At 71.6% G+C, this 20,368-nt stretch carries 25 protein-coding genes; 15 read left to right on the top strand and 10 right to left on the bottom strand.

Annotated features, from left to right (window positions below; genetic code table 11):
- Positions 1-5 precede the first annotated feature (5 nt).
- Together FLW16_RS26815 and FLW16_RS26820 are read right to left on the bottom strand one after the other, a co-directional pair.
- Complete coding sequence (locus FLW16_RS26815) at positions 6-695, bottom strand: cyclase family protein (RefSeq protein ID WP_260615617.1); 690 nt, start codon at positions 693-695, stop codon at positions 6-8.
- The gene (locus FLW16_RS26820; RefSeq protein ID WP_142562915.1) at positions 692-1,201 is read right to left on the bottom strand and encodes a helix-turn-helix domain-containing protein; all 510 of its coding nucleotides are present in this window, start codon (positions 1,199-1,201) and stop codon (positions 692-694) included. The genes FLW16_RS26815 and FLW16_RS26820 overlap by 4 nt, the downstream gene beginning before the upstream one ends.
- A 98-nt stretch (positions 1,202-1,299) precedes the next feature.
- Here FLW16_RS26820 and FLW16_RS26825 point away from each other — a divergent pair, with 98 nt between their 5' ends.
- The 3 genes from FLW16_RS26825 to FLW16_RS26835 are packed head-to-tail and all read left to right on the top strand — an operon-like array spanning position 1,300 to position 5,963.
- Positions 1,300-1,944 (top strand): dihydrofolate reductase family protein, encoded by a 645-nt coding sequence (locus FLW16_RS26825; protein WP_142562916.1) that lies wholly within the window; start codon positions 1,300-1,302, stop codon positions 1,942-1,944.
- Between the two features lie 21 nt (positions 1,945-1,965).
- On the top strand, positions 1,966-2,757 hold the full coding sequence (locus FLW16_RS26830; RefSeq protein WP_142562917.1) for an alpha/beta fold hydrolase: 792 nt from the start codon (positions 1,966-1,968) through the stop codon (positions 2,755-2,757).
- A 59-nt stretch (positions 2,758-2,816) separates the two neighbouring features.
- Positions 2,817-5,963: an AAA family ATPase gene (locus FLW16_RS26835; RefSeq protein ID WP_142562918.1), complete on the top strand. Its 3,147-nt coding sequence runs from the start codon at positions 2,817-2,819 to the stop codon at positions 5,961-5,963.
- 1 nt (position 5,964) lies between these two features.
- Here the strand turns inward: FLW16_RS26835 and FLW16_RS26840 are convergent, their stop codons facing one another.
- Both FLW16_RS26840 and FLW16_RS26845 read right to left on the bottom strand, forming a co-directional pair.
- Positions 5,965-6,810, bottom strand: a complete 846-nt coding sequence (locus FLW16_RS26840) for an ABC transporter permease (protein ID WP_142562919.1) — start codon at positions 6,808-6,810, stop codon at positions 5,965-5,967.
- Positions 6,807-7,778, bottom strand: coding sequence for an ATP-binding cassette domain-containing protein (locus FLW16_RS26845; protein WP_142562920.1), 972 nt, complete (start codon positions 7,776-7,778; stop codon positions 6,807-6,809). The genes FLW16_RS26840 and FLW16_RS26845 overlap by 4 nt, the downstream gene beginning before the upstream one ends.
- 156 nt (positions 7,779-7,934) lie before the next feature.
- Between FLW16_RS26845 and FLW16_RS26850 the strand changes: the two genes are divergently transcribed.
- The 6 genes from FLW16_RS26850 to FLW16_RS26875 all read left to right on the top strand — a co-directional run bounded on the left by FLW16_RS26850 (position 7,935) and on the right by FLW16_RS26875 (position 12,777).
- Positions 7,935-8,846 (top strand): ABC transporter ATP-binding protein, encoded by a 912-nt coding sequence (locus FLW16_RS26850; protein WP_142562921.1) that lies wholly within the window; start codon positions 7,935-7,937, stop codon positions 8,844-8,846.
- Positions 8,843-9,556 (top strand): ABC transporter permease, encoded by a 714-nt coding sequence (locus FLW16_RS26855; protein ID WP_142562922.1) that lies wholly within the window; start codon positions 8,843-8,845, stop codon positions 9,554-9,556. The genes FLW16_RS26850 and FLW16_RS26855 overlap by 4 nt, the downstream gene beginning before the upstream one ends.
- Before the next feature lie 10 nt (positions 9,557-9,566).
- Complete coding sequence (locus FLW16_RS26860) at positions 9,567-10,724, top strand: sensor histidine kinase (protein WP_142562923.1); 1,158 nt, start codon at positions 9,567-9,569, stop codon at positions 10,722-10,724.
- Positions 10,721-11,326 (top strand): response regulator transcription factor, encoded by a 606-nt coding sequence (locus tag FLW16_RS26865; RefSeq protein WP_142562924.1) that lies wholly within the window; start codon positions 10,721-10,723, stop codon positions 11,324-11,326. Before FLW16_RS26860 ends, FLW16_RS26865 begins: the two co-directional genes overlap by 4 nt.
- Positions 11,327-11,390: 64 nt before the next feature.
- The gene (locus FLW16_RS26870; RefSeq protein ID WP_142562925.1) at positions 11,391-11,951 is read left to right on the top strand and encodes a GNAT family N-acetyltransferase; all 561 of its coding nucleotides are present in this window, start codon (positions 11,391-11,393) and stop codon (positions 11,949-11,951) included.
- A 13-nt stretch (positions 11,952-11,964) separates the two neighbouring features.
- Complete coding sequence (locus FLW16_RS26875; protein ID WP_142562926.1) at positions 11,965-12,777, top strand: alpha/beta fold hydrolase; 813 nt, start codon at positions 11,965-11,967, stop codon at positions 12,775-12,777.
- Between the two features lie 12 nt (positions 12,778-12,789).
- Here FLW16_RS26875 and FLW16_RS26880 read toward each other — a convergent pair whose 3' ends face one another.
- Both FLW16_RS26880 and FLW16_RS26885 read right to left on the bottom strand, forming a co-directional pair.
- Positions 12,790-13,314, bottom strand: a complete 525-nt coding sequence (locus FLW16_RS26880) for a GNAT family N-acetyltransferase (protein ID WP_142562927.1) — start codon at positions 13,312-13,314, stop codon at positions 12,790-12,792.
- Between the two features lie 45 nt (positions 13,315-13,359).
- Entirely contained in the window at positions 13,360-14,220 is an 861-nt protein-coding gene (locus FLW16_RS26885; RefSeq protein ID WP_142562928.1) for a helix-turn-helix domain-containing protein, read from the bottom strand.
- A gap of 126 nt (positions 14,221-14,346) precedes the next feature.
- Here FLW16_RS26885 and FLW16_RS26890 point away from each other — a divergent pair, with 126 nt between their 5' ends.
- The 5 genes from FLW16_RS26890 (at position 14,347) to FLW16_RS26910 (ending at position 17,684) form a co-directional block, all read left to right on the top strand.
- Entirely contained in the window at positions 14,347-15,102 is a 756-nt protein-coding gene (locus FLW16_RS26890) for an SDR family NAD(P)-dependent oxidoreductase (RefSeq protein WP_142562929.1), read from the top strand.
- Between the two features lie 62 nt (positions 15,103-15,164).
- Positions 15,165-16,052, top strand: a complete 888-nt coding sequence (locus FLW16_RS26895) for an SDR family oxidoreductase (protein WP_142562930.1) — start codon at positions 15,165-15,167, stop codon at positions 16,050-16,052.
- A complete protein-coding gene (locus FLW16_RS26900; RefSeq protein WP_142562931.1) occupies positions 16,049-16,480 on the top strand; it encodes an SgcJ/EcaC family oxidoreductase in 432 nt (143 codons plus the stop codon). The genes FLW16_RS26895 and FLW16_RS26900 overlap by 4 nt, the downstream gene beginning before the upstream one ends.
- A 50-nt stretch (positions 16,481-16,530) precedes the next feature.
- On the top strand, positions 16,531-17,181 hold the full coding sequence (locus FLW16_RS26905; RefSeq protein ID WP_142562932.1) for a winged helix-turn-helix transcriptional regulator: 651 nt from the start codon (positions 16,531-16,533) through the stop codon (positions 17,179-17,181).
- Between the two features lie 23 nt (positions 17,182-17,204).
- Entirely contained in the window at positions 17,205-17,684 is a 480-nt protein-coding gene (locus FLW16_RS26910) for a DinB family protein (RefSeq protein WP_142562933.1), read from the top strand.
- A gap of 9 nt (positions 17,685-17,693) precedes the next feature.
- On the opposite strand, the gene FLW16_RS26915 is transcribed toward FLW16_RS26910, so the two are convergent.
- The 4 genes from FLW16_RS26915 to FLW16_RS26930 form a co-directional block, all read right to left on the bottom strand.
- Entirely contained in the window at positions 17,694-18,113 is a 420-nt protein-coding gene (locus FLW16_RS26915; protein WP_142562934.1) for a hypothetical protein, read from the bottom strand.
- A gap of 61 nt (positions 18,114-18,174) precedes the next feature.
- Entirely contained in the window at positions 18,175-18,387 is a 213-nt protein-coding gene (locus FLW16_RS45395) for a DUF397 domain-containing protein (RefSeq protein ID WP_142562935.1), read from the bottom strand.
- 54 nt (positions 18,388-18,441) lie between these two features.
- Entirely contained in the window at positions 18,442-18,579 is a 138-nt protein-coding gene (locus FLW16_RS45400; protein WP_260615618.1) for a hypothetical protein, read from the bottom strand.
- 138 nt (positions 18,580-18,717) lie between these two features.
- Positions 18,718-18,927: a hypothetical protein gene (locus tag FLW16_RS26930; RefSeq protein WP_142562936.1), complete on the bottom strand. Its 210-nt coding sequence runs from the start codon at positions 18,925-18,927 to the stop codon at positions 18,718-18,720.
- A 152-nt stretch (positions 18,928-19,079) separates the two neighbouring features.
- On the opposite strand from FLW16_RS26930, the gene FLW16_RS26935 reads away from it, so the two are divergent.
- Complete coding sequence (locus tag FLW16_RS26935) at positions 19,080-20,348, top strand: helix-turn-helix transcriptional regulator (protein ID WP_142562937.1); 1,269 nt, start codon at positions 19,080-19,082, stop codon at positions 20,346-20,348.
- The last annotated feature ends 20 nt before the right edge of the window (positions 20,349-20,368 follow it).

Genomic DNA, 20,368 nt, shown 5'->3' on the forward strand with positions numbered 1-20,368 from the left:
GGCGGTCAGGGGACGAGGGCGTACGCGCGGACGGGGAAGGTGCCCATGCCGGACACGGCGACGGGCGCCGCGTGGAGCCGGAACCCGGTGTGCGGCAGCCGTTCCAGCCCGCGCATGTGCTCGATGATCGGAATGCCGGCGGTGAGCAGGGCGGTGTGGGCCGGGCGGAGCCCGTCGGCCATGTCGTCGATGTTGACACTGTCGATCCCGACGACGGCCGGTTGCCGGTCGGCGAGCAGGGCGGCCGCGTCCGCCGTCAGGAAGGGATGCTCCGGGTCGCCGTAGGCCGGGCTGCCCCAGTGCCTGTCCCAGCCCGTACGCAGCAGGACCGCGCGCCCCCTGACGTCGTGGTCTTCGAACGCGTCGACGCCGATGCCGCGCCGGGGGGAGCCGGAGACGTCGATCAGCAGACCGGGGACGTCGACCAGCCGGGACAGGTCGATCTGGGCCAGGTCCTCGCCCTCCGCGAGCCGGTGGAACGGAGTGTCGAGGTATGTGCCGGTGTTCGCCACCATCGTGATGCGGCCGATCTGGAACTCGGTGCCCGGGGCGTAACGGCCCCGGGAGTCCTCGCGCGTCAGGTGATCGCCGATCTCCGGGGCGGGCAGGCCCGGATAGGTGATCATGCCGTGCCTGACCACATGACTGAGTTCGACGACACGGCCGCGCGGGTGCTGCTGATCCTCGGATGTCACGTGTTCATTGTCGACGACGTCGCCAGGACCCGTTCGTACGCCTCCTGGAGCAGTTGGGAGGCGCGCGGGCGATCGGGGTCGGGGCGGGGGATGCCCAGGTGCGCCTCGCGTAGTTCGTCCATCAGGTTCTCCCAGAGGGGCGGGCCGCCCTCCTCCAGCAGTCGCGCCCGGATGGTCAGCTCCGGTGTCGTCGGCCGATGGCGCAGGCCCCAGGAGCCGAGCGCGACCATGACCGGGACCGTCTGGATGCCCGCCTCGGTGAGGCTGTAGGTCCCTCGCCGTCCTCGTCCCGCTTCCTCATGCGTCAGCAGGCCTCCCGCGACGAGGGCCTTGAGGCGGCTGCTGAGGATGTTCGACGCGATCCCCTCGTCGGAGTTGGCGAGCAGGTCACGGAAGTGCCGGCGCCCGCCGAAGACCACGTCGCGCAGGACGATGAGGCTCCATCTGTCTCCGAACGCCTCCACCGCCGCGTTGATCGCGCATCCCGACCGCGGCTCGTCTCGCATGACCGACCTCCAACTGATTGCGTTTTGCCATCACCTAGTCTACGCTCAATCCCAGTAGTTGCAATCCGCAAGCAGTGGCCGAAAACGGGAGATCAGCAATGTCTCGTGTCAGAGTGCACAATTTCTCCGTCTCTCTGGACGGCTTCGCCACGGGCGAGGGGCAGAGCCTCGACGAGCCGTTCGGCCACGCCGGCGGACGGCTCCACGAGTGGTTCTTCTCGACCCGGACCTTCCACGCCATGCAGGGGAAGACCGGCGGGAGCGCCGGGGTCGACGACGCCGTCACCGGCACGTGGGACGCGGGCATCGGCGCGGAGATCATGGGCCGCAACAAGTTCGGCCCTCAGCGCGGCCAGTGGGAGAACCACGACTGGACCGGCTGGTGGGGGCCGAACCCGCCGTTCCACACGCCCGTCTTCGTCCTGACCCACCACCCCCGGCCCTCGGTGGAGATGGAGGGCGGCACCACGTTCCACTTCGTCGACGCCACCCCCGAGGAGGCGCTGCGTCAGGCCCGCGAGGCCGCCGGCGACCTCGACGTGCGGATCGGCGGCGGGCCGAGCACCGTCCGCCAGTTCCTCGCCGCCGACCTGATCGACCACATGCACATCGCCGTCGTCCCGATCATCCTGGGCCGTGGCGAACGCCTGTGGGACGGGCTCGAAGGGCTCGAGAAGCGCTTCCGCATCGAGTCCGTGACCACCCCGAGCGGCGTCACCCACATGACCTTCACACGACGGTGAACCCCTGAAAGGCTGACAGACATGACCGAGAACATCACGTCCAAGGACGGCACGACCCTCGCCGTCGACGCGATCGGCCAGGGCGCGCCGGTGATCCTCGTCGGGGGCGCCTTCAACGACCGTTCGACGGTGGCCGGGCTCGGCGCCGAACTCGCGTCGGCGTTCACCGTCGTGACCTACGACCGGCGGGGCCGGGTGGGCAGCGACGACAAGAGCGACGACTACCAGGTCGCCAACGAGATCGACGACCTGGCGGCCGTCATCGAGCACGTGGGCGGCCGGGCCTCGGTGTTCGGGCACTCCTCCGGCGCCGTCCTCGTGCTTGAGGGGGCCATGCGCGGGCTGCCGATCGACCGGGTGGCCGTCTACGAGCCGCCGTACTGCGCCGACGAGAACCAGCCGAGGCCGGCGGCCGACATCTACGACCGGCTCAAGGCCCTGGTGGCCGCCGGTGACCGCGACGGTGCGGTGGAGCTGTTCCTCCACGAGGGGGTCGGGGTCCCGGCCGAGGCGATCGCCGGGATGAAGGCCGGGGAGGAGTGGGCGTTCCTGGCCGACAAGGCGCCCAGCCTGCCGTACGACGTGCTGGTCAGCGCGCCCTGGCAGGTGATGCCGTACGACCGGCTCGCCGGGATCGGTGTGCCGGTGCTGGCGGTCTACGGCGACCAGACCGCGCCGAACCTGGCGGAGGGGACGAAGGCCGTCGCGGCGACCGTGCCCGGCGCCGAGCTCCTGGTGATGCCCGGAGAGGACCACGGGGTGCTGCACCGGCCGGCGGCGCTGGCGCAGATCCTCACCAAGTTCTTCGGCTGAGCACATACCGGTGCCGGACGCCGGAAATTGTCGGAGCGGGCGGATACCTTCGAGTCGGCATGCGAATCGACGGCGCGACCACAATCGGCACTGGGCTGATCGGCAGGGAGCACCCTGCCGCGATGCTGCGCGCCGAGATCACACGGGCGGTCGGCAGCCACGGCGGCCTGACGCTGGTCGCCGGTGAGGCCGGCATCGGCAAGACCACGCTTGTCACCAGCGCGGTTGAGGAGGCCAGGCGTCTGGGCGCGCTGGTCCTCAGCGGATCGTGCTGGGACTCCGACAGCGCCCCGGGCTACTGGCCGTGGGTGCAGATCCTGCGCGGGCTGCGACGGTGCGCCGCGCCCGAAGAGTGGGCGGCGGCCGAGGACGCCGCGGGCGCCGGACTGGCCGCGCTGCTCGGCGAGTCGCCGAGCGCCGACGCGGCCGAGGGCTTCCGGCTGTACGACGCGGTGACGAGCGCCCTGGTGGCCGTGTCGCAGAGCCGTCCCCTGGTGGTGGTGCTCGAAGACCTCCACTGGGCGGACGTCGCGTCGCTCAGGCTGCTGGAGTTCGCGGCCCAGCACACCTGGTTCGAGCGGATGCTGCTGGTGGGCACCTACCGCGACGTGGAGGTGGAGTCGGCGGACCATCCGCTGCGGCCCCTCGTGCTGCCGCTCGTGGCGCGGGCGACCACGGTCACCCTGACCGGGCTCGAACGCGAGGAGGTCGGCGCGCTGATGACCCGCGCCGCCGGCCGGAATCCGTCCGCCGACCTCGTCGCCGAGGTGCACCGGCGCACCGGCGGCAACCCCTTCTTCGTGGAGCAGACGGCGCGGCTGTGGCGCAGCGGCGGTTCCGTCAGCACGATCGCTCCCGGCGTCCGCGACACCCTGCTGCGCCGGCTGTCCCTGCTGCCCGCGCCGGTCGTGGACCTTCTCGCCACCGCCGCGGTGCTCGGGCGTGAGTTCCATCGCCAGGTGCTGGCCGCCGTCGCCGCCCTTCCCGTTCTCCAGGTGGAACGGCTGCTCGACCAGGCGGTGGCCGCCCGGCTCGTGGCGGCGAAGGGCGGGGAGGAGTTCGCGTTCGCGCACGACCTGGTCCGCCAGACGCTCTACGAGTCTCTCGACGAGAAGGCGGCGTCCCGGCGGCACGCCGCGGTCGTCCACGCCGTCGACCGGTCGCCCGGCCTCGCCGAGCACGTGCTCCCCGCCGACGTGGCCCGGCACGCCTACCTCGCCGGTGACCACGTCGAGCCGGCCCACGCGGTGGACCGGCTGCTCGCCGCGGCCCGTGACGCCGCCGCACGCCTGGCCGCCGAGGAGGCGCTCGGGCACTATCGCAGGGCGCTCGAACTGGCCGCCGTCGCCGGCGAGCCGCGCCGGCGTGTCGTGGTCGCACTCGAACTCGGCCGCGAGCTCTACCACGGGGACGAGCGCGACGGCCGGCGTACGTTCGAGGAGGCGGCCGCCGTCGCGCGGGAGACCGGCGAACCCGAGCTGGTCGCCCGGGTGGCGCTGTCGGTCTACGCGGCCTGCGGCGGCGACGGCGGCCCGCTGGTCGCTGACCTGCTGCGGGAGGCGCACGGCGATCTGGTCCGGGACGGCCGGCCCCCCGACGAGGAGCTCTCCCTCGACCACCTCGCGCGGGAGCTGGCCATCCATGTGGCGCTGCTCGCCCGGCGCGGTGAGGACGACGAGGCGCTGGCCTTCAGCCTGTGGGCCTTCCACGACGCCATCTGGGGCCTGGGCACCGCGCCGGAGAGGGTGGCGCTCACCGGAGAGCTGCTGGCCCTGGCCCGCCGTACGGGCGACGTGGAGATGGAGAGCATCGCCGCCGCGTTGCGCTGGGTGGCTCTGCTCGAGCAGGGCGACCCCGCGTATCTCGGCCAGTTCCGTGAGTTCGTCGCGCTCGGCGGCAGCGCCGACCTGCCGCGCCTCGACATGGCCACGGCCAGCGACCGCAGCATCATCGCCGCGCTCACGGGCGACTTCGGCCAGGCGGAGAGCCTGCTCGACGAGCTCGCCCGGTTCGAGCACGGGCACGACCACTTCGCGTACATGCTGGACCACCACCGCTGGGCGGTGCGGATGCTCCAGGGCCGCGACGACGGCCTGGACGAGATCCACCGTGCGCTGCGCAGGAGCCGGCACCCCTGCCCGGGCCTGCTGGAGGCGATGACCGCGCTGCGAAGGGGAGACGGCGCGACCGCACTGCGCCACCTGCGCGACACCATGGCCAGAGGCGAGCCGCGGCGTTCGATACAGCCCCTGTGGCTGCGTTTCCAGGCCATGGCCGCCGCGTGGTCGCGCGACCCGGAGCTGTGCGAGAAGGCCAGGGCCGAGCTCGACCCCTACCTCGGCAACTGGGCGGTGTCGATGTACGGCTGGGACATCGGCGGCCCGGTGGTCCTCCTGCGTGCTCTCGTCGACGCGGCGCAGGAACGCTGGGACGAGGCGATCGACGGGTTCACCGCCGCCTGGCACTCCGCCGAGCTGCTTCTCGCCCGCCCGTGGTCCGTCGAGGCGCGGGCGCATCTCGGTGAGGCGCTGCTGCGCCGGGGCCGCCCGGGCGACGCGGAGGAGGCCGGGAAGCTGCTGGACGACGTGGAGGGCGAAGCGGGCCGGCTCGGCATGCGGCACGTTCTGGAGCGCGTCCGAAGGAGCCGTACGCCCGGCCCCGGAGCCGAGTTCCGGCGGGACGGCGCGGTCTGGACCCTGGGGTTCGGCGGCCACACCGTTCACCTGCCCGACGCCAAGGGCCTGCGCGACCTCCACTGCCTGCTGCACCACCCCGGGGCCGACCTGCCCGCCGTACGGCTGCTCGCCCCGGAGGGCGGGGAGCTCGTCGTCGCCGCCCGGGGGATGGGCGGCGACGCCGTCCTCGACGAGGAGGCCAAGGCGCGATACCGGCACCGGCTCGCCCTGCTCGACGAGGAGATCGACCGGGCGGCCGAGCGGGGAGACGACGGCCGGGCGGCCGAGTTCGACAGGGAGCGGGCGGCCCTGCTGGCCGAGCTGCGCTCCGCCTCCGGTCTCGGCGGGCGTGACCGCCGCCTCGGCGACGAGGCCGAGCGCGCCCGCAAGGCGGTCACCGCCCGAATCCGCGACGTGCTGCGCAAGCTCGACCGGCTTCATCCCGCGATGGCCGCCCATCTGCGTGCCGCCGTGTCCACGGGAGCCACCTGCCGTTACCAGCCCGACCATGGGATCACCTGGCGCCTGTGACCTATTTGCGGTTGTAGAGGCGCATGGTCAGCGCCCCGAAGACCACGATCGACACCGCGCCGCAGACCAGCACCCAGGTGATCTCCCCGGTATCGGGGCTGCCCGCCATCAGCGAACGCGCCGCGGTGACCAGGTGGGAGATGGGGTTGATCCCGACGAACGCCTGCAGCCAGCCCGGCATGGTCTGCGGGTCCACGTAGACGTTGCTGAGGAAGGTGAGCGGGAACAGCACCAGCATGCTGACGCCCATCACCGACTTCTCGCTGCGCAGCAGCAGCCCGAACATCGTCCAGATCCACGAGAACGCGAACGAGAAGCCCACCAGCAGCGCGATCGCGGCCAGCACGCCGGCGACCCCGCCCTGCGGGCGGAAGCCCAGCACCAGGCCGACCACGAGGATGACCGTCGCGGCCATCGTGTAGCGGAACGCGTCGCCGAGCAGGTAGCCGACCATGGTCGACGGCCGCCAGATCGGCAGCGTACGGAAGCGGTCGAAGACGCCCTTCTCGATGTCCTTGTTGACCTCGACCCCGGTGTACATCGTGATCATCACGACGCTCGTCACCATGATGCCCGGCAGCAGGAACTGCAGATACTCCGTCGGCGAGCCCGCCAGCGCACCGCCGAACAGGTAGGTGAACATCAACGTCATCATGATCGGGAACGCGGTGACGTCGAACAGCTGCTCGGGCACGTGCTTGATCTTCAGCATCGCCCGCCAGCCGAACGTCAGCGAGGCCGACAGGGCGCTGGGGCGCGACGGACGCGCCCCGGGGGCCAGCACCGCGCCCAGCGTGTCGGCCGCGGGGACGAAGGACGTGCCGGTCTCGGTGGTCGTGGCGCTCATGCCGCGATCTCCTCCATCTTCTTGTCCGTCAGTGCCAGGAAGACTTCGTCGAGGCTGGGCTGACCGAGGGAGAAGTCGTCCACCACGATGCCCGACGCCGCCAGCGCGGCGAGGGCGCGCGAGGCCCGCTCCGCGCCGGCGTCCGCGTCATCTCCGGGGATGCGGGCGGTCAGGGCCAGGGGATCGGCCTCCAGGTGGACCTGGGTGTTCAGCTCCCTTGCCAGCACCCGCTCGGCCTCGGGCCGTTGCGCGGCGTCCCGCAGCCGTACGTGCACCGAGCCTGAGCCGACCGACGACTTGAGCTCGCCCGGCGTGCCCTCGGCGATGACCCTGCCGTGGTCGACGACCGCGATGCGCCCGGCCAGCCGGTCGGCCTCGTCGAGATACTGCGTGGTGAGCAGCACGGTCGTGCCGTGGGCGACCACGATCCTGACGATGTCCCAGACCTGGTTGCGGCTGCGCGGGTCGAGGCCGGTCGTGGGCTCGTCCAGGAACAACAGGTCGGGTGTGTTGAGGATGCTGGCCGCGATGTCCAGCCTCCTGCGCATGCCGCCCGAGTAGTTCTTCACCTGCCGGGCGGCGGCCTCGGTCAGTCCGAACGCCTCAAGCAGCCGCATGGCCCTGTCCCTGGCGGCGGCCTTCCGGTGGCCCAGCAGCCTGCCGAGCAGGACCAGGTTCTCCATCCCGGTCATCTCCTCGTCCACCGAGGCGTACTGACCCGTCAGGCTCACCCGGCTGCGTACGGCGTCGGGCTCGCGCAGCACGTCGTGGCCGAACACCCTGGCCTCGCCGCCGTCCGGGCGCAGCAGGGTCGCCAGCATCTTGACCGCGGTGGTCTTCCCCGCCCCGTTGGGGCCGAGCACGCCGTACACCGTGCCCGCGGGCACCGTGAGGTCGAGCCCGTCCACCGCGCGGTTCTTGCCGAATGTCTTGACCAGGCCCGAGGTCTCTATCGCCAGGTCTCGCATGATCTGTCGTCTCCATTCCGTCCAGCCGTTCACGGAAGAGGCGCCAGATCCGGGGCAGGGCCCGCTAGATCCGATCTAGCGGCCGTGACATCTGTCGTGGTCGGGTCGTGACAGACGGCGGAGGTCCGCACCGGGGCGGTGGCGAAGGCTTGTCGCATGGACATTCACGAAGGCGCCCCCGCTCTGTCCGTGGCGGGGCTGCGCAAGACGTACGGCGAGACCCGCGCGGTCGACGGCATCGACCTGGTGGTGGACAGGGGGGAGGTGGTGGCCCTGCTCGGCCCCAACGGCGCGGGCAAATCCACCACCATCGACATGGTCGTCGGGCTGGCCCGCCCGGACGCCGGGGAGATCGCCGTGTTCGGCGCGTCTCCCCACGAGGCGGTGCGGCGCGGGCTGGTGGGCGTGATGCCGCAGGAGGGCGCGTTGCTCGACGACGTGACCGTCCGAGAGACGGTGGCGCTGATCGCCTCCTTGCACCGGGCGCCGCTGCCCGTGGAGGAGGCGCTGAGCCGCGCCGGAGTGGCCGACCTCGCCGACCGGCGGGCCGCGCTGCTGTCCGGCGGCCAGAAGCAGCGAGTCCGGTTCGCCATGGCACTGGTGCCCGGCCCGGACCTGCTGGTGCTCGACGAGCCGACGGCGGCCATGGACGTGACGGCCAGGCGGGAGTTCTGGCAGTCGATGCACGCCTTGGCCGAGACCGGCCGGACCGTCCTGTTCTCCACCCACTACCTGGAGGAGGCCGAGGCGTATGCGGACCGGGTCGTGCTGATGCACGCGGGCCGCGTCGTGGCCGACGGGCCGGTGTCCGCGGTCATGGCCGAGGTGTCCGGCCGTACGGTGACGGCGACCGTGCCCGGCGCCCGCGCCGAGGACCTGGGCGCACTGCCGGGCGTGACGGCGGCGCTCGTCCGCGACGGCAGGGCCGAGCTGCGCTGCACCGACTCCGACCTGGTCGTACGCGAACTGCTGACGCGCTATCCCGAAGCGCGGGACGTCGAGGTGGGCGCGCTGGGCCTGGAGGACGCCTTCCTCCGCCTCACCGGAGCTTCGGAGGCCGTGCGATGACCGGATACCTCAGGTTCGAGACCAGGCGGACCCTGCGGGACGCCAAGTTCCTGTTGTTCGCGGTCGCCCTGCCGGTGGGGCTCTACCTGCTGATGGCCGACCGTTTCATCGACCAGGGGGCTCCCGCGTCGTACGTCATGGGCGGCGTGGCGGCGTTCGGGGCGATGAAGGCGGCGCTCGACGTCGGTGCCCGCACGGCGGTGGAGCGCGGCATCGGCTGGCAGCGCCAGTTGCGGCTGACCCCGCTCAGCGGAAGCGGCTACCTGCTGGCCAAGGCGTCGGTGGCGATGGTCGTGGCGCTGCCGCCGGTGGCCGGGGTGTCGCTGGTCGCCGCGCTCGTCAGCGGGGTGCACCTGTCCGCCGGCGGGTGGGCGGTGGCCGTGCTCGGCGTGTGGGCGGGCACGGTGCCGTTCGCTCTGCTCGGCCTGCTGATCGGCCAGTTCGCCACCGCCCAGAACCTGCAGGCGTACCAGGGGGCGGTGGTGCTGCTGCTCAGCTTCGTCGGCGGGCTGTTCATCCCGGTGAGCACGTTCCCGCAGGCGCTCGCGACGGTGGCCAAGGTCCTGCCGAGCTACTGGCTCGCGCAGGTCGGGCACGCCACCGCTCCCGGCGGTGACAACTGGCAGGCCGCGCTGGTCCTGGCGTTGTACGCGCTCGTGCTGGGCGCCGCCGTGGTCGTCCGGTATCGCCGCGCCACCGCGCGGGCCTAGGGTGACTGACGTGGGCGAGCAGGGCGTATGGGGGCGTTCGGCCTGGCCGGTGTGGAACCCGGCCCGGCCGGGGTCCCGTTCGGCTCACGTCCGCGGCGTCCTCGTGTTGTCGCTCTTCCTGCTCTGGCCGCTGTGGGAGGCGCTGGGACCGGACGGGGCCTGGCCGGAGGCGCCGGCGGTGCGGATCGCGATCGGGGCCGTCACGCTCCTGTACGCGGCGGGCTGGCTCGGCGCCATGGTCGCCGGGGTCCGCCTGCCGCCCCGGCGGCGGATCCTGCTCGTCGGGACGCTGTTCGCGCTGGCGGTCGTGGCGGCTCTGCTGCGCAACGGCCCGCTCTACCTCGGCCACGCCGGCGTGTTCGGCTTCGTGCTCGCGGTGGCGGCCTGGCTGCTCCCGGCCCGCTGGGGCGTGCTGCTCGCGCTGGCGACCTGGGTGGTTCAGGTGCTCACGCACTGGGCCGCCCCCGGTCCCTTCAACTGGGGACACGCGGGCGGGCTCGTCCCCGGGATCGTGATCCCGGTGGCCGTGACGCTGCTGATCCGGCTCGTCGTCCAGCTCGGCCAGGCCCGCGAGGAGATCGCGGTGCTGGCCGCGGCGGCGGAGCGCGACCGGCTGGCCAGGGACCTCCACGACGTGCTCGGGCACACCCTGACCACGATCACGGTGAAGACCGGCCTGGCCCGCCGGGTGCTGGAGAGCGGCGGCGACCCGGAACGCGCACTGGCCGAGCTGCGCGACGTCGAGCGGTTGTCCCGGCAGGCGCACAGCGAGGTGCGCCTGACCGTGTCCGGCCGCCGCCGTCCCTCCCTCGCCGTCGAGCTGGCGGGGGCCCGCGCCGCGCTCCGGGCCGCCGGGATCGGCGCCGTTCTCCCGTCGTCCGCGGACCGTGTCCCGGCCGACCTGGCCGAGCCCTTCGCGTACGTCCTGAGGGAGGGGGTCACCAACGTGATCCGGCACAGCGGCGCGACGCGATGCGAGGTGCTGCTCGGAGACGGCTGGCTGGAGGTGCGCGACAACGGCACGGGGCAGAAAACGGCCGCGCAGCACGCGGCGAAGCCGGGCAACGGCCTGTCCGGGCTGGCCGAACGGCTGCGCGCCGTCGGCGGGCGGATCGAGGCGGGTCCGCTGCCCGCGGGCGGCTTCCGGCTGCGGGCGAGCCGCGCATGATCAGGGTGTTGCTCGCCGACGACCAGGCGCTCGTACGCGGCGCGCTGGCGGCGATGCTCTCGCTGGAGCCCGACATCGAGGTGGTGGCCCAGGTCGGCTCGGGCGAGGAGGTCGTCGAGGCGGCGCGGCGCAGCCGGCCGGACGTGGCGTTGCTGGACGTGCAGATGCCGGGCAGGGACGGGCTGGAGGTCACCGCCGACCTGCGCGCCGCGCTCCCGTCCTGCCGGGTGGTGATCTGTACGACCTTCGGGCGGCCGGGCTACTTCGCCCGTGCGATGGAGAACGGCGCCTCGGGCTTCGTGGTGAAGGACGCGCCGCCTGAGCACCTGGTCGACACGGTGCGCCGGGTCCACGCGGGCCTGCGCGTGGTCGATCCCGCCCTGGCCGCCGAGTCGCTCGCCAGCGGGTCGAGCCCGCTGACCGCCCGGGAGCGCGACGTGCTGCGCGCGGCCCGGCAGGGCGGCACCGTGGCGGAGATAGCGCGGAGCCTGCACCTGTCCGCCGGGACCGTACGCAACCACCTGTCGGCGGCGATCGGCAAGACCGGCGCCGCCACCCGCGCCGAGGCCGCACTGATAGCCGACGAACACGGCTGGCTCTGAACCGTCACCGCAGCCACGGAAAAGCGAATGACCGGCAAGCGGCTCAGGGGCGACAATCGCCTCCATGTCTCAGCCGATACTGCGTACCGACCGCATCACGCTTGTTCCGCTGTCCGACGAACACCTCGAGCACGAGATCGAACTCGACGCAGATCCCGAGGTCATGCGATACCTCACGGGCCGCGCACGTACCCGTGAGGAGGTGGAGGCCCTGCATCGCCAGAGGCTCGCCGCCGCGGACCCCGTCGCGGGGCTCGGCTTCTGGGTGGGTTTCGTGGACGGGCAGTTCGTCGGCTGGTGGCTTCTGGAGCCGCCCACGCGTGCCGACCAAGGCCCGGTCGAAGGACAGGCCGAACTCGGATACCGGCTCCTGCGGCGCTACTGGCGCAAAGGCTTGGGCAGCGAGGGAGCCCGCGAGCTCCTTCGCTACGGATTCGAAGATCTTCGACTGACCCGCATTTTCGCCGAAACCATGGCGGTCAACGCCGCCTCCCGCGCGACGATGACCGCAATCGGCATGCGGCACGTCCGTACGTTCCACATGGACTGGGAAGAACCGCTCCCCGGCAGTGATCTCGGCGAGGTCGAGTACGCGATCACCCGAGAGCAATGGCTCGCTTTCTGATTAGGGTGTCGGCATGAAGGCAGAGATCGGCGGCACATCGGTGCATTTCGTCGAGCACGGCGACGGGATTCCGGTTCTGGCGTTGCACGGAGCGGGGGTGGACCATCGCGAGATGGTCGGTTCCCTGGAGCCGGTCTTCCGCGACCGGCCTGGTTATCGGCGCGTCTACCCGGACCTGCCCGGCATGGGGCGCACTCCGGTGCCCGACCGGCTGCGCGGCTCCGACGACGTGCTCGATCTCCTGCTCGGCCTGATCGACGCCGTCGTCGGTGACGAGGGGTTCGCGATCGTCGGCCAGTCGTTCGGCGCGTACCTGGCGAGGGGCATCGCCGCCCGACGCCCGGCCCAGGTCGCGGGGCTGGCGCTGATCTGCCCCCTCGGCGAGGAGTCGCGTGACGTGCCCGCACACGAGGTGCTGCACGCCTCGGCCGACGTGGCCGATGCGCTGAGCCCGGCCGAGCAGGACCAGTTCCGGGACTACTTCGTGGTGCAGACGCCTGCCACTCTTCAACGGTTCCGGGAGTACGTGGCTCCGGCCCTGCCCCTCGTCGACCGGGACGGCCTTGGGCGGGTGTTCGAACAATGGCGGCTGAGCGACACGTCCGCGGACGCGTCTCCGTACACCGGCCCGACTCTGATCGTCGCCGGGCGCCAGGACGCCACGGTGGGGTACGCCGGTGCCTGGGATCTGGTGGAGCGTTATCCGCGTGCCACGTACGCCGTCCTGGACCGGGCCGGCCACGCGCTGCCGCACGAGCAGACCGGGCTGTTCGCCGCGCTCATCAGCGAATGGCTCGGCCGTGTGGACGAGCATCGCGCCGCATAAGGCCCGGTCCGCTCACGGATTCGGCGGGTAAGGGTCGCTGCGCAGCCTGCTGTACATCCAGCCGTCGCGCCACTGACCGCGGAGGAACTCCACCGCGCGTAGGACGCCCTCCAGCCGGAAGCCGGCCTTCTCCAGCGACTTCTGTTCCGCGATGTTCTCCGGATGGGTGCACGCCTGGATGCGCTCGACCGGGGTGTGGGTGAACAGGTAGTCGCACAGCATCGCCTGAGCGCGCCAGCCGACGCCACGGCCACGCCAGTCCGGCAGCAGAGCGATCCCTATCTCCCAGTATCGGGAGACCCCGAACCCTCGGGCCGACCAGCTCATCATGCCCGCGGCCGTGCCGTCGACCTCGACGATGACCCTGCTGTCGTCCACGCCCAGATAGCCGTCGACGGCGAAGCGCCGCGCAGGAGCCTGCGCGTCGCGAAACCCCGACCAGTCCAGGCCGATCAATCCCGGCTCCGTGACGAAACGCCGGAACAGGGCGAGATCGTCCTCTGTCACCGGCCGCAGTCGTACCTCAAGCGCGCTCACCGTGCCGCCTCCCCTCGATGTACTTCGACACTAGCGCTGAGATCATCAGCCCGTGACGGCGCGAAGGGCGCCGGGGCGGCGTCCGGTGAGGCGGTCGAGCCTGGCGGCGGTGGCGTCGTCCGCGGGGAGGTAGGCGATCAGGAGCTGGCCGTCGTCGTCGGACACGCCGAGGGTCTCATAGGCCAGCCGTAGTTCGCCCGCCTCGGGATGCGCCAGCCGTTCGAGGCCGGTGCGCCTGGACGGGCCGGGCGGAGTCGTCAACCGGTCGGTGAAGGGGGCGCCGACGGCGAGGGTCAGTTCGTCGACGAGGTGCTCGACGTGCGTGTCCTCGTGGGAGACCCCCAGTTTCAGCCCGGCGAGCCGCTCGTCTGCGACCCGGTCCCACTCGGGATACGCGGCCCTGGCCCGGGGGTCGGCGAAGACGTACCGCACCAGGTTGGGCGGCCGGCGGTCCAGCAAGCCGATGGGGCCGGTGAGCCGCTCGTAGCCGTTCGTGTAGGCGAGCACGTCACCGAGCCGGTTGACCACCAGTGCCGGGGCGGGTTCGAGCCGGTCGAGCAGTGCCCGGACGGTGGGACGGACCGACTGCGCGGGCGGTCCCTGGCACGGGCCGACAAGCCGGCCGGCACCATCGGCCGCCTTGAAGTGATGGAGCAGATGGAGGCGCTCGTCGGCGGACAGGCGCAACGCGTCGGCGAGGGCGGCGAGCACCGGCACCGAGGGGTGGCGATCACGCCCCTGCTCGAGCCGGGTGAGGTATTCGACGCTGATCCCGGCGAGCGTGGCCAGCTCGGAACGGCGAAGGCCGGGGGTGCGGCGCCGGCCGCCGCCGGGCAGCCCGACCTCGGTGGGGGTGACGGCCTCGCGGCGGGCCCGCAGGAACTCGCCCAGAGTGTTGTCGCTCACGATCCGCAGGCTACCGAGCGGCCTCGTCTCCGAGCGTGGCCCTGCGGGGGCCAGTCTCGGCCCGGCCTCCCTCCGGCGGTCCCTGTCGCCGGATTCTTTGTTTCCACAGTCGTAAGGAGCGTTGAAATGGATCTGGGACTCAGGGGCCGTACGGTCATCGTGACGGGGGCCTCCGGCGGCATCGGCCGCGAGATCGCTCGCGGGTTCGCCGCCGAAGGGGCCGACGTGGTGCTCACCTATCACCACTCGCAGGCGGGCGCGGAGCAGCTCGCCAAGGAGATCGGCGGGCGCTCGCTCGTCACTCCGTACGAGCTGGACGACGACGAAGCGGCCCGCGGCCTGGTCGAGACCGTGCTGAGGTGGTCCGGCCGGATCGACGTGCTCGTCAACAACGCCGTGCACTGGGGCGCAACCGAGCCGGACGCGGACCTCCCCTTCGACGCCGTGCCCGACGAGAGATGGCAGAAGATGATCCGGGCCAACGTCGAGGGCGCGCTCCGGCTCAGCCGGGCGGTCGTCCCGTCCATGCGGGAGCGTGGATGGGGCCGGATGGTGCACATCTCGTCGAGCATCGCGGTCGACGGCATGCCCGGTGGGGAGTACTACGGCGCGGCCAAGGCGGCACTGCACGGTTTCAGCAGGTCCGCCGCGTTCGGGCTCGGGAAGGACGGCGACATCCTGTCCAACGTCGTCATGCCCGGCTTCACCAGGACCGAGACCAACGTCGCGATGGTCGAGCAGGCGGGCGGGCACTACAGCGCGCGGGCTCCGATCGGCCGCCTGCTCGACGCCGCCGAGGTCGCGGGCGCCGTCGTCTATCTGGGCTCGGCCGCCAACACCGGCATCACCGGACAGGCCATCAAGGTGACCGGCGGGGCCTGAAGGCTACATCTCAAGTACAAGTCACTTGTTTTTCCGTAGTAATCAGTACTAGCGTCGTATCCATGATTCTTGTCACCGGAGCGACGGGGCTCAGTGGATCGATCGTCGTCCAGGAGTTCGCCCGGCAGAACGCTCCCGTCCGAGCGCTGGTCAGAAACCCGGACAAGGCCCGGAAGTTGCACGGGCTGCCGGGCGTGGAACTGGTCGAGGGCGACATGCTGCGCCCCGAGACCCTGACGGCCGCCCTGCGCGGCGTGGAGCGCGTGCTCATGATCTCCTCGCCGAGGGAGCGGATGGTGGAGACGCAGTGCACCTTCATCGACGCGGCCAAGGCCGCTGGCGTGCCGCACATCGTGAAGTACTCCGGAAAGGAGTCCGGCGTCGGGTTCGATCCCGACAGCTTCATCGGGACGCACGAGCATCTGGAGATCGAGCGCCACCTCGAGGCCTCCGGCCTGGCCTGGACCCATCTGCGCCCGAGCCAGTTCATGGAGTTCTACCTGCCCGGCACCCTCACGGGTGTGGATCCTCATCGGCGGGAGCTGCGCATGTCCATCGGCGACAGCAGGCTGTCGCCCGTTGCCATCGAGGACGTCGCGAAGGTCGCGGTCGCGCTGCTGAACTCCGACGGCCACGAGGGCAGGGCGTACGACATGACCGGCCCGGAGGCGCTGACGATGAAGGAGGTCGTCGAGCACATCTCGGCGGCGACGGGAACCGCCTTCCGCCACGTGGAGCTGCCCCTGGAGGACAAGCTGCGCGAGTGCGCAGAGGCGGGGATGCCCGAACCGTCCATTCGGATCCTGCGGGAGCTGTTCGCCGAGCGCGGGCGGCGTCCCGAGTCCCACGTGCGGCTGGAAACCCACCGGACCTTCGGGGTGCGGCCCACGAGGTTCGCCGAGTTCGCCCGCCGCCACGCCACGGCGTTCCTCGGGCAGGCGGCCAGATGAGTTCCGAACTTCACGAGGCGGCCGCAGGGCCGGCCGAGGAGCGCGCCGTACGGGCCCTGTTCGAGGCGACGTCGGCCGCGTGGTCGGACGGCGACGGCGGCGCGTTCGCCGGCCGGTACGCCCAGGACGCCACCGTGATCCTGCCCGGGGTACACCTGCGGGGCAGGGACGGCATCCGGTCCGCCATGGGCGCCGCCTTCGCGGGGCCGCTCAAGGGGTCCAGGCGCATCCACACGACGGAGAGCGTCCGGTTCCTCGGCCCCGACGTGGCCCTCGTGATCACGCGGAGCGTCACCACGTTCGAGGGAGAGGCGGAGCCTCCGGCCGACCGGTGGGAGCTGGCGACCTGGACGCTCGTGCGGCGCGACGGCGAATGGCTCGTCGAGGCGTATCACAGCTGCCCGGCTGACGCTGAAGGGGGACCGTAACCGGACTACGGGAAAGCAAGCATCTGCTCCGGGATGAATAGGATGAGCGCGTGACCACGGCACGCACGTACGGCGACCCCTGCGCCGCCGCGCGCGCTCTCGACCTGCTCGGCGAGCGCTGGGCGTTGATGATCGTCCGGGATCTGCTCTTCGGCCCGAAGCGCTACAGCGACCTGCAGAGCGGTCTGCCCAACGCCAGTCCCACCATGCTCTCCCAGCGGCTGCGCGATCTGGAGGAGGGCGGGGTGATCCGGCGGCGCAAGCTGGGCCCGCCGGCGCGCGCGTGGGTCTACGAGCTCACCGAGTGGGGCCACGACCTGGAGCCGATCCTCGTGCACCTGGGCCGATGGGGCCGTCACTCCCCGCCGAAGGAGACGACGACGCCCCTCGGGACCGATTCGCTGATGCTCGCGGTGAAGAGCCACCTCGAACCCGCTCGACTTGGCGACCTCGATGCCACGTTCCTGGTCGACGTCGGCGGGGACGTCTTCACCCTCCGCGTGTCCGCCGGCGAGCTCGCGATCCGCCGGGGCGAGCCGGATCGGTGGGACGCGGCCCTGCGGACCGATCCCGCCGGCCTCAAGGCCCTGGTGATCGACGGAACGCCACCCGGCCAGGTCGGAGAGCGGCTGGAGATCACCGGCGACCGCGTGACCCTTCAACGACTGCTGGACGCCCTTCATCCGGGAGATCAAACGTGAGCCCGTCACCGGCATCGAATGAGGTGTCGTCCCTCCTCGGCTACCTGAACTGGAAGCGGCGGCACGTCATCGACATCCTGGACGGCCTGGACGAGGCCGACCTCCGGCGCCCGGTCCTTCCGTCCGCGTGGACCCCGGCCGGCCTCGTCCGCCATCTCGCCATCGACGTCGAGCGCTTCTGGTTCCGGGCGGTCTTCGGCGCCGATCCCGACGCGGTGGCCTCTCTCGCCACCCCGGCGGACGCGTGGCAGGTGCCCGGCGACCGGCCCGCCTCGGAGGTGTTCGACCTCTACCGCGAGGAGACGGCGCGCGCCGACGAGGTGATCGCCTCCAGCGGCCTGGACCAGGCGCCGCGCTGGTGGCCGGACTACCGCGACGACCGGCCGCCGCGCGACCTGCGCGCGGCGATCCTCCACGTCCTCGTCGAGACGGCGACCCACGCCGGCCACCTCGACGCGGTCCGCGAACTGATCGACGGCAGGCAATTCCTCGTCCTGGACTGATGAGAAGAGTCAGGAGGCGGGGCAGCGGTAGGCGGCGTGGCGGTTGGGGGAGCAGCACACCACGCCGCAGGTGAGGAACCGGCCGCCGGTCAGCCAGATGCCCCACTGCACGTCCACGCCGTTGATGAGCGCCTCGCGGGCGGTCTCCAGCCGGAAGTCGAGCCCGATCCTGGCCTCGTCGGCAGGGCGGAGGAAGGAGCCCTGTGCTGTCCGGTGGCGCTCCGCCAGCCAGGCGAGCGCGTCGTCGAGCGAGGCCGGGGAGGCGTCGATCCGGCGGGCCGGCTTCAGCAGCCAGTCGCACGTCCGCATCGGCGGCAGCGGGGAGCTCGTGAACGGCCCGGGGTCGGCGGGCGGCAGCGGCGGTCGCCGCTCGGCCTCGTTGCGCAGCTCTTCCCCGATCCCGCTCCACACGTAGCAGTGCAGGTGCATGACGCTCCGTACAGTGGGGGTGGCCCCTGCCTGCTATCACCGGGCAGGGGCCACCGTGCTCCTACAGTGTGGTCAGGCCGGCCGCGCGAAGCTCGGCACCGGTGAACCGGAGAGTCCCGGCATCCGGGTTCTTGCTGTCACGCAGGGCGAAGGCGTCGGCCTCGCCCGGAATCGGGGCCAGCTCGACGCAGGACTCCATGTCCTCCTCCTGCTGATTGCCGCCGCACAGCCGCCGGAAGCGCACTCCGGCGAGGTCGTGGTCGTACAGGTCCATCGAGTTCCTTCCTGTTGGTGGTCCCGCCCCGGACGGTTCGCCGGACGGGCGTCTTCATCGGGCCTTGCCGAGCAGCAGGTCCATCCACATCCGGCGCGCCCGCGCATCGGGCAGGCGTTCGGTCTCCCGGACCTCCGGCTTTGTGCCGCTTCGGTCCGTACGGCGGATGAACAGCAGCCCCCGGACGCGCACAGCTCGTACGCCAGCAGCGAGCAGTAGTCACAGGTGTGCGCCACAACCCGGACCCGGACACCGCGCCTGGTCTCGCCCATCCACCGGATCGCGATGTGCCCCGCCTGCTCCGGAGCCACATGCAACCCCGGGCAGCTGTCAAGGAGCTGACGCAAGGGTGGCCAGGCTTTCCTGCTCGGCGATGACCCGGCAGAGCTCGGCCAGGTCGTCGCCGTCGACGGTCCGGGCGGCCCCCGCCTCCTCGGCCGCCGCAGGGAAGGGCCGCTCGCGGGTCGCCCACAGTCGTCCGTGATCGCTCGTCATCACCCGCCAGCCCTCGGTAAGTGCGGTGCCCTTCCGGTTCGTCACAGCTCGGACCTCGATTCCTGATCAGGGGTCCTTGTCGGGCGCGGACCCTGTTCCGTGTCACCTGCTATGACAGCGCTGCGTAACCTTCCCGGCACAGGTGCGGATGAGGGAAACTGAGGGCGCCCAGGGATCACCCCCGGATCCGAGCAGAGGTGCAGGCGATGAGCGACGACCTACCGGCATGGGCCGTACGGCTGCGCGCCGAGCGGCGCAACCGGCTGTGGAGCCAGCGTGAGATGGCCCGCCGCCTGGTCGACGCCGCCGACGAGGACGTCCGTCCCCGCCTGCCCTCCCGGGAGACGATGGTCCGCCGCATCAAGGCGTACGAGGCCGGCCACAACCGCCCCGGCGACCCCTACCGCGTCCTGTACGCCCGAGCCTTCGGCCTCACCGAGGCCGATTTGTTCGGCGAGCATGACGGTCGCGGTTCTCAGGAGACTGACGACAATCTCGGCGTCCCCTGGCAGCGCCACGACATCCTGGACGTGAGCCAAACCGGCGTCGTCACTCATCTCCCTTATAACGCCCCTGTAGCCCCGGAGCTCGTCATGTATTTCCTCGAACAGCTTCCCGGCCACTACAAAGCGGACATGTGGCTGGGGCCTCGCCACCTCATCCCGACGGTGGCGACGCAGGCGGAGCTCATCAAGGAACTCGCTCAAGCCGCAGACGCGCCCGTGCGCCGCGGCCTCCTGGGCGCCGGCGTCGCGTACGCGGCACTGCTCGGCTGGCTGTATCAGGACGCCGGTGACCTGGGTCGTGCCCGAGCCTGGCGGGCCGTCGCCCTCGACATGGCGCATCGATCGCAAGACCCCCAGCTCATCAGCTACGCGCTCACGAATAAGGCGATGCTCGCGGTCGATCTCTACGACGGGCGTACAGTCGTGGACTACACGGAGGCGGCCCTGGCCGACGAGGCCAAGCTGTGCCCGAAGGTACGGATCCTCGCGCTGGTCCACCAGGCGCACGGACACTCGATGCTGCCCGCCAAAGACAAGGATCTCGTCGACCGGTTGTTGGACCGGGCGGCGGTGCTCGTCGACCGGGTCGACGACGGCTATCCCTGGGGCAACGCTTGCCATCGCACTCTCGGATACATTGACGTGCAACGAGCGACCGCTTATCTGCGGCTGGGCGCGTATCGCGAGGCAGTCGCCCTGTGGGATCGGATTCTTGGCACCGCTCCGGAATCGGCGCGCCGCGACAACGGCGTGTTCTGGGCCCGCCAGGCCGCCGCTCTGGCCGCCGTCCCCGAGCCGGAACGCGTCGTCCAGATCGCATCAGCTGCCGCGTCCGTCGTCGATGGGACCGGGTCGGCCCGGTTGCGCAAGGAGATCAAGGCGGTCGCGTGCCACGCGACCGCCTGGGCCAGCACTGGTCCCGGCCGCCAGCTGGCCGATATCGTCGCCCGGTTCGCCTGACCTCGTCGAACTTGGAGACG

Origin of the sequence: Microbispora sp. KK1-11 (genome assembly GCF_006874435.1) — a bacterium.
GTDB classification, from domain to species: domain Bacteria; phylum Actinomycetota; class Actinomycetes; order Streptosporangiales; family Streptosporangiaceae; genus Microbispora; species Microbispora catharanthi.